This window comes from Citrobacter sp. wls826 (assembly GCF_005281245.1).
GTDB classification, from domain to species: Bacteria; Pseudomonadota; Gammaproteobacteria; order Enterobacterales; family Enterobacteriaceae; genus Citrobacter; species Citrobacter braakii.
This window is the reverse complement of sequence record NZ_SZWS01000051.1, coordinates 76,229-82,718: the sequence shown is the minus strand read 5'-3', so window position 1 is coordinate 82,718 and position 6,490 is coordinate 76,229. Positions and strand designations below refer to the sequence as shown.

8 protein-coding genes are annotated in these 6,490 nt (G+C 53.7%); 2 read left to right on the top strand and 6 right to left on the bottom strand.

Annotated features, from left to right (window positions below; translation table 11 throughout):
* The 3 genes from recJ to xerD all read right to left on the bottom strand — a co-directional run.
* A partial coding sequence (gene recJ / locus FDW87_RS11985) for a single-stranded-DNA-specific exonuclease RecJ (RefSeq protein ID WP_252363133.1) occupies window positions 1–1,397 on the bottom strand: 1,397 nt, incomplete at its 3' end.
* Between the two features lie 5 nt (window positions 1,398–1,402).
* Entirely contained in the window at window positions 1,403–2,116 is a 714-nt protein-coding gene (gene dsbC / locus FDW87_RS11980; RefSeq protein WP_016154345.1) for a bifunctional protein-disulfide isomerase/oxidoreductase DsbC, read from the bottom strand.
* A 23-nt stretch (window positions 2,117–2,139) separates the two neighbouring features.
* On the bottom strand, window positions 2,140–3,036 hold the full coding sequence (gene xerD, locus FDW87_RS11975) for a site-specific tyrosine recombinase XerD (RefSeq protein ID WP_016154346.1): 897 nt from the start codon (window positions 3,034–3,036) through the stop codon (window positions 2,140–2,142).
* A gap of 113 nt (window positions 3,037–3,149) precedes the next feature.
* Between xerD and fldB the strand changes: the two genes are divergently transcribed.
* Window positions 3,150–3,671: a flavodoxin FldB gene (fldB, locus tag FDW87_RS11970; RefSeq protein WP_016154347.1), complete on the top strand. Its 522-nt coding sequence runs from the start codon at window positions 3,150–3,152 to the stop codon at window positions 3,669–3,671.
* A gap of 100 nt (window positions 3,672–3,771) precedes the next feature.
* Here fldB and FDW87_RS11965 read toward each other — a convergent pair whose 3' ends face one another.
* Together FDW87_RS11965 and sdhE are read right to left on the bottom strand one after the other, a co-directional pair.
* Window positions 3,772–4,179, bottom strand: a complete 408-nt coding sequence (locus tag FDW87_RS11965; RefSeq protein WP_047357821.1) for a protein YgfX — start codon at window positions 4,177–4,179, stop codon at window positions 3,772–3,774.
* Window positions 4,160–4,426 carry an FAD assembly factor SdhE gene (gene sdhE / locus FDW87_RS11960; RefSeq protein WP_016154349.1) on the bottom strand — a complete coding sequence of 89 codons (267 nt, stop codon included), beginning with the start codon at window positions 4,424–4,426 and terminating at the stop codon, window positions 4,160–4,162. Before sdhE ends, FDW87_RS11965 begins: the two co-directional genes overlap by 20 nt.
* A 256-nt stretch (window positions 4,427–4,682) precedes the next feature.
* Between sdhE and ygfZ the strand changes: the two genes are divergently transcribed.
* Window positions 4,683–5,663, top strand: a complete 981-nt coding sequence (ygfZ, locus tag FDW87_RS11955; RefSeq protein WP_137379790.1) for a tRNA-modifying protein YgfZ — start codon at window positions 4,683–4,685, stop codon at window positions 5,661–5,663.
* 79 nt (window positions 5,664–5,742) lie between these two features.
* On the opposite strand, the gene FDW87_RS11950 is transcribed toward ygfZ, so the two are convergent.
* Entirely contained in the window at window positions 5,743–6,402 is a 660-nt protein-coding gene (locus FDW87_RS11950; protein ID WP_016154351.1) for a hemolysin III family protein, read from the bottom strand.
* Between the last annotated feature and the right edge of the window lie 88 nt (window positions 6,403–6,490).

Sequence of the window (6,490 nt, the reverse complement as noted above, 5' to 3'; positions counted from 1 at the left end):
ACTTCGCCCTGCAGTAAGGCAGGGTCCAGCCACTCGGTTACCAGTTCACCGAAACGCTGCTGGAAACGCTCAAACTGCGCCTCTTCCAGCGACAAACCCGCCGCCATAGCGTGACCGCCAAACTTGAGGATCATACCTGGATGAAGAGTGTCCAGGCGCTCCAGCGCATCGCGCATGTGCAGCCCCTGAATCGAGCGCCCGGAGCCTTTCAGCGTACCGTCACCGGCCGGGGCAAACGCAATTACCGGACGGTGAAAGCGCTCTTTAATACGCGATGCCAGAATCCCCACCACTCCTTGATGCCACTCGGGATGATACATCGCCAGACCGCCCGGTAGCGTATCGCTACTGCGCTCCAGCTTTTCACACAGAGTCAGCGCTTCCGCCTGCATACCCTGCTCGATCTCTTTACGCGTCTGGTTGAGTGCATCCAGCTCATTGGCCAGCACACGTGCTTCACCAATGTTGTCGCACAGCAACAGCGCCACGCCAACGGACATATCGTCCAGACGCCCCGCTGCATTCAGCCGTGGCCCGAGGGCAAAACCTAAATCACTGGCAGCCAATTTGAGTGGGTCGCGATTGGAAATCTCCAGCAGCGCTTTTATACCAGGGCGGCACTTTCCGGCACGAATACGGCTTAAGCCTTGCCACGTCAGAATGCGGTTATTGGCATCCAGCGGGACCACGTCGGCCACCGTACCAAGCGCAACCAGATCGAGCAAATCCGCCAGGTTCGGCGGCGCAATTCCTCGTTCATCAAACCAGCCTTTGTCACGCAGGAAGGTGCGCAGCGCCAGCATCAGATAGAAGGCCACGCCAACGCCAGCAAGCGATTTAGACGGGAATTCACAATCGTGCAGGTTAGGATTGATGATCGCTTCAGCGCCCGGCAGCGTGTCCCCAGGCAGATGGTGATCGGTCACAACGACCGGGATCTCCAGCGTTCTGGCATGTTCAACACCCGCGTGGGACGAGATGCCGTTGTCGACGGTGACAATCAGTTGAGCGCCACGGGCATGGGCCTGATCAACGACTTCCGGGCTTAAGCCATAACCGTCTTCAAAACGATTAGGCACCAGGTAGTCCACGTTACTGCAGCCCAACGCGCGCATCGCCAGAATGCTGAGCGCGGTGCTGGTCGCGCCATCGGCGTCAAAATCGCCGACCACGATGATTCGGGTTCCTTCGCGAAAAGCGTTATAGAGGATTTCAACCGCTTTTTCGACACCGTTCAAATGCTGCCACGGCAGCATGCCTTTCACACTACGCTCAAGCTCCTGCGCGCTGCGCACGCCACGGCTGGCGTATAAACGGCGCAGCAATGGCGGCAAGTCGGCAGGTAGCTCGGCGGTCTCGTCGGCTTCACGCCGACGAAGTTGTATCTGTTGTTTCACGCGAATTATTTACCGCTGGTTTGTTTTGCATGTGCGTCGAGGAATTCTTTCATCTCTTTCGGGCCCTGATAGCCAGGCACTACATAGCCATTGCTCAGCACAATCGCCGGCGTACCGCTGACGCCAAACTGTACGCCCAGCGCGTAGTGGTTAGCGATGTCCACATTACAGGTCGCAGGCTTCACATCTTTGCCAGCCATGGCGTCGTCAAAGGCTTTGTTTTTGTCCTTCGCACACCAGATAGATTTCATATCCTGCTCGGCCTGGCTTTCCAGTCCCTGACGAGGGAAGGCCAGATAGCGTACGGTAATCCCTAACGCATTGTAGTCTTTCATCTCTTCATGCAGCTTGTGGCAGTAGCCACAGGTGATGTCGGTGAAAACGGTAATGACGTGTTTTTCCTGCGGCGCTTTGTAGACGATCATCTCGTTTTCCAGCGCGTTCAAATGCTTCATCAGCAGTTGGTTGGTGACGTTTACCGGGCTTGCACCGCTCACGTCATACATCGGTCCCTGAATAATATGTTTACCGTCTTCGGTAACGTACAACACGCCGCTATTGGTCAGTACAGTTTTCATGCCCGCAACCGGAGCAGACTGAATCTCGGTACTCTGAACACCCAGCTTCGCTAATGACTGGCGAATCGCCGCATCGTCTGCATGTACCATGCCGGAAAACGCCGTCGCCAGCAGGGTGAACATCATAAAACGTTTTTTCATAACCTATCCTTTCCTGTCAGCACTCACGCTCGAGGGTGATGCTGTTGATGTAGTTGCCGCAAGCGCTCCGTTGCGACATGAGTATAAATCTGCGTTGTCGAGAGGTCGCTATGCCCCAGTAGCATCTGCACCACGCGCAGGTCAGCGCCATGGTTGAGCAGATGCGTGGCAAACGCATGCCGCAGGACGTGCGGGGACAGCTTTTCGCTGTCGATTCCAGCCAACACAGCATAGTGTTTGATACGATGCCAGAAGGTTTGACGAGTCATCTGTTGCGCCCGCTGGCTGGGAAACAGCACATCTATTGATACACCGTTGAGCAACCACGGACGCCCATGCTCAAGGTACGTTTCCAGCCAGTACACCGCCTCCTCACCTAACGGGACAAGGCGCTCTTTATTACCTTTACCGATCACCCGAACCACGCCCTGACGCAGGCTGACGTCACTCATCGTCAGCCCCACCAGTTCAGACACGCGCAGGCCTGTGGCATACAATACTTCCAGCATGGCTTTGTCGCGAAGTTCCAGCGGTTGTTCTATCAGCGGCGCCTGCAGAAGTCGTTCGACCTGTGCTTCGCTGAGATCTTTGGGCAGACGCTGCGGAAGTTTAGGTGATGCAAGCGAGGCGCTGGGGTCATCTTCGCGATATTTTTCACGGTACAGATGCTGAAAAAAACGCCGCATTGCACTGAGCAAGCGTGCGGAACTGGTGGCTTTATATCCCCCATCCATCCGCTCAGCCAGCAATGCTTGCAGGTCATCACTCTGCGCGGTCGCAAGCGAGGCGCCGCGGTGATGTAGCCATTCGACAAGCATGGTCAGATCGCGACGATACGCACTTAGCGTGTTTTCCGCCAGATTTCGTTCCAGCCACAGGGCATCAAGAAACTGCTCGATGCGCGCCAGATCCTGTTCCACTCGCGCCCCTTATTTCACTCTCATTTTTGATGCATTATGCCTCATTGTGCCGAGAATGCGGCGATTCTGTTACACTACCCGCAACGCTACAGCAGAATTGAGATGTTTACGTCATGAACATGGGTCTTTTTTACGGTTCCAGCACCTGCTATACCGAAATGGCAGCAGAAAAAATCCGCGATATCCTGGGTCCCGAACTGGTGACACTGCACAACCTCAAAGATGATTCCCCGACCTTAATGGAGCAGTATGACGTGCTCATTTTAGGCATCCCAACCTGGGATTTCGGTGAAATCCAAGAGGACTGGGAAGCGGTCTGGGAGCAACTGGACGACCTCAACCTGGAAGGCAAAATTGTTGCGCTTTACGGTATGGGCGATCAGTTGGGATACGGTGAATGGTTCCTGGATGCGCTGGGTATGCTGCACGATAAACTGGTCACCAAAGGCGTAAAATTTGTTGGTTACTGGCCAACCGAAGGGTATGAATTTACCAGCGATAAGCCCGTCATTGCCGATGGACAGCTGTTTGTTGGCCTGGCGCTGGATGAAACAAACCAGTACGATCTCAGCGATGAACGCATTCAGGCCTGGTGCGAGCAAATCCTTGGTGAAATGGCCGAACACTGGTCCTGATAACCATTTTGCCGGATGTAGGCGTAAACGCCATATCCGGCCTACATGCCGCACCGAACCGTAGACCTTAACGCTACACGCCATCAGGCATTCATCAGCATTATCCCTGCCTCGCCTGTTGCAGTATTAACCGCCGCAAATCTCGCCACTCCGCGTCATCCATACTGTCTGCCGCCAGCCACAAATGCTGACGTTTTCCGGCATCGGAACGTAAACGCAGCATCATGCCTGTTTTGACCATCCAGGGTGCGCTAGCAATAGTCCACTCTTGCCCTTGCCAGCGCAGACGACCGTCCATCAACAGCCGAATCTCACCCTGACAGGCATTGATTCGGCGCTGGCTACGGACGCTATCGAACACCACCAGAGAGAGCAGAACCAGCCATAATGGGGTGTAGCTCAATGGCCAGGGCATCAATAAAATAAATACCGCGACCAGCCCATGAATGAGCAACGAAAGCCATTGCGCGCGCCATGAAACGCGTAAATCAGATTGCCACTGGACCACGTTCCCGATTCCGTGTCTGGATAAGTCGCACCATCTGCTCTAGCTGAGCATCAGCCGGTTTCCCATGATTCATCAACCAGTTAAATAAGTCTGGATCATCACATTCTAGCAGACGGATAAAGATACGTTTTTCTTCATCACTTAAGCTGTCATATTCATGTTCGAAAAACGGCATGATCGAGATGTCCAGCTCACGCATACCGCGACGGCATGCCCAATGAATACGTGCTTTGTTGTTAATATCCATGTTCTTCTTCCTGTCTCGCGAAAACGAAGTATCCCGCTATTGTAACGTGTTTTTCCTCATATTTACGGGAATATCAGCAAACGGAAGCGTGCTCGCTAAATAAAACCACATTAAGTCAAAGGATTCAGCATTTTTGGATGTCTCCTCGCAAAGCTTAATATATGGCACAAATAGCCTGTTTAAACCGCTTGCAATGGGCCATAGCTCTTTTACCATTAGTCATTATCACTGCGTTAAGCAAATCAGGACATTAATTATGGCTTTTATATCTTTTCCTCCTCGCCAGCCTTTCGCGTCAACGCGCTTGCCTCTGACGCTAATGACGCTCGATGAATGGGCGCTCGCCACCATCACCGGTGTCGACAGTGAGAAGTATATTCAGGGTCAGGTCACAGCGGATGTCAGCCAGATGACTGAGCATCAGCACGTGTTGGCAGCACATTGTGACGCCAAAGGTAAAATGTGGAGCAACCTGCGTCTGTTCCGCCAGGGGGACGGTTTTGCATGGCTTGAGCGCCGTAGTCTGCGCGATGCGCAGCTCACCGAACTGAAAAAATATGCGGTCTTCTCGAAGGTGGCGATTGCCCCGGACGACGAGCGCGTACTGCTGGGCGTCGCGGGATTCCAGGCGCGCGCAGCGCTGGCCAATATCTTTAGCGAATTACCAAACAGCGATAAGCAGGTCATTACTGAAGGTTCTTCCACCATATTGTGGTTCGAACATCCCGCTGAGCGTTTCCTGCTGCTCGTTGATATTGCAACGGCGGAAACCCTGGTAGAGAAGCTGCGCGGTGAAGCGGAGTTAAATAACAGCCAACAGTGGCTGGCGCTGGATATCGAAGCAGGTATTCCGGTGATTGATACTGCCAACAGCGCACAGTTTATTCCGCAAGCCACCAATCTGCAGGCTCTGGGCGGGATCAGCTTTAAAAAAGGCTGCTATACCGGTCAGGAAATGGTTGCTCGCGCAAAATTCCGCGGAGCCAACAAACGTGCCATGTGGACGCTGGCAGGTGCGGCCAGTCGGGTACCGGCGGCAGGTGAAGACCTGGAGCTGAAAATGGGTGAGAACTGGCGTCGTACCGGCACCGTACTCGCCGCAGTGCAACTGGCGGATGGACAGGTACTGGTGCAGGTTGTGATGAATAACGACATGGAAGCCGACAGCGTGTTCCGCGTTCGTGACGACGCGAAAACGCTGCATATCGTACCGCTGCCGTATTCGCTGGAAGAGTAAATCGCCCGGTGGTGACTTTATCTTACCGGGTCGCGCGTTTTAAAGACCCGGTAAGCACAGCACTGCTGGGTAATGATAATTACGCCTGCCCCACGTACAGGTAGATCGCCAGGAAATGGCAAACGCTGCCACCCAGCACAAAGCCGTGCCAGATCGCATGGTTGTATGGAATGCGCTTACAGACGTAGAAAATAACGCCCAGCGAATACACCACACCACCAACTGCCAGCAACGTCACACCACCCACCGCCAGCTTAACCGCCAGTTGATACACCACAATCAGCGATAGCCAGCCCATCGCCAGGTAGGTTACCAGCGACAGGACCTTAAACCGGTGCGCAATGGTCAGTTTGAATAAAATACCGAGCAGCGCCAGGCTCCAGATAACAATCATCAGTCCACGTGCCAGCGGCGAATCCAGCCCCACCAGCAGAAATGGCGTGTAGGTCCCGGCAATCAGCAGATAAATCGCGCAGTGGTCGAACTTTTTCAGCCAGACTTTCGCTCTTTGATGGGGGATTGCGTGATATAGAGTTGAGGCAAGGAACAGCAGGATCATGCTGCCGCCATACAGGCTATAGCTGGTTATCGCCATGGCGCTGGCGTTGGTATCCACTGCCTGAACCAGCAACAATACCAGTCCGACAATCCCAAACACCAGCCCGATACCGTGGCTGATGCTATTGGCTATTTCCTCTGCCAGCGAATATCCCTGCGCAATTAATGGCTTCTGAACCATATTTTACTCCCGAGAAACGAACACTATCGTGATTGCTCCTCTAGCGTAACTGAGAATGGTTCCAGTGAACACCTGTTAGCTAAAATAT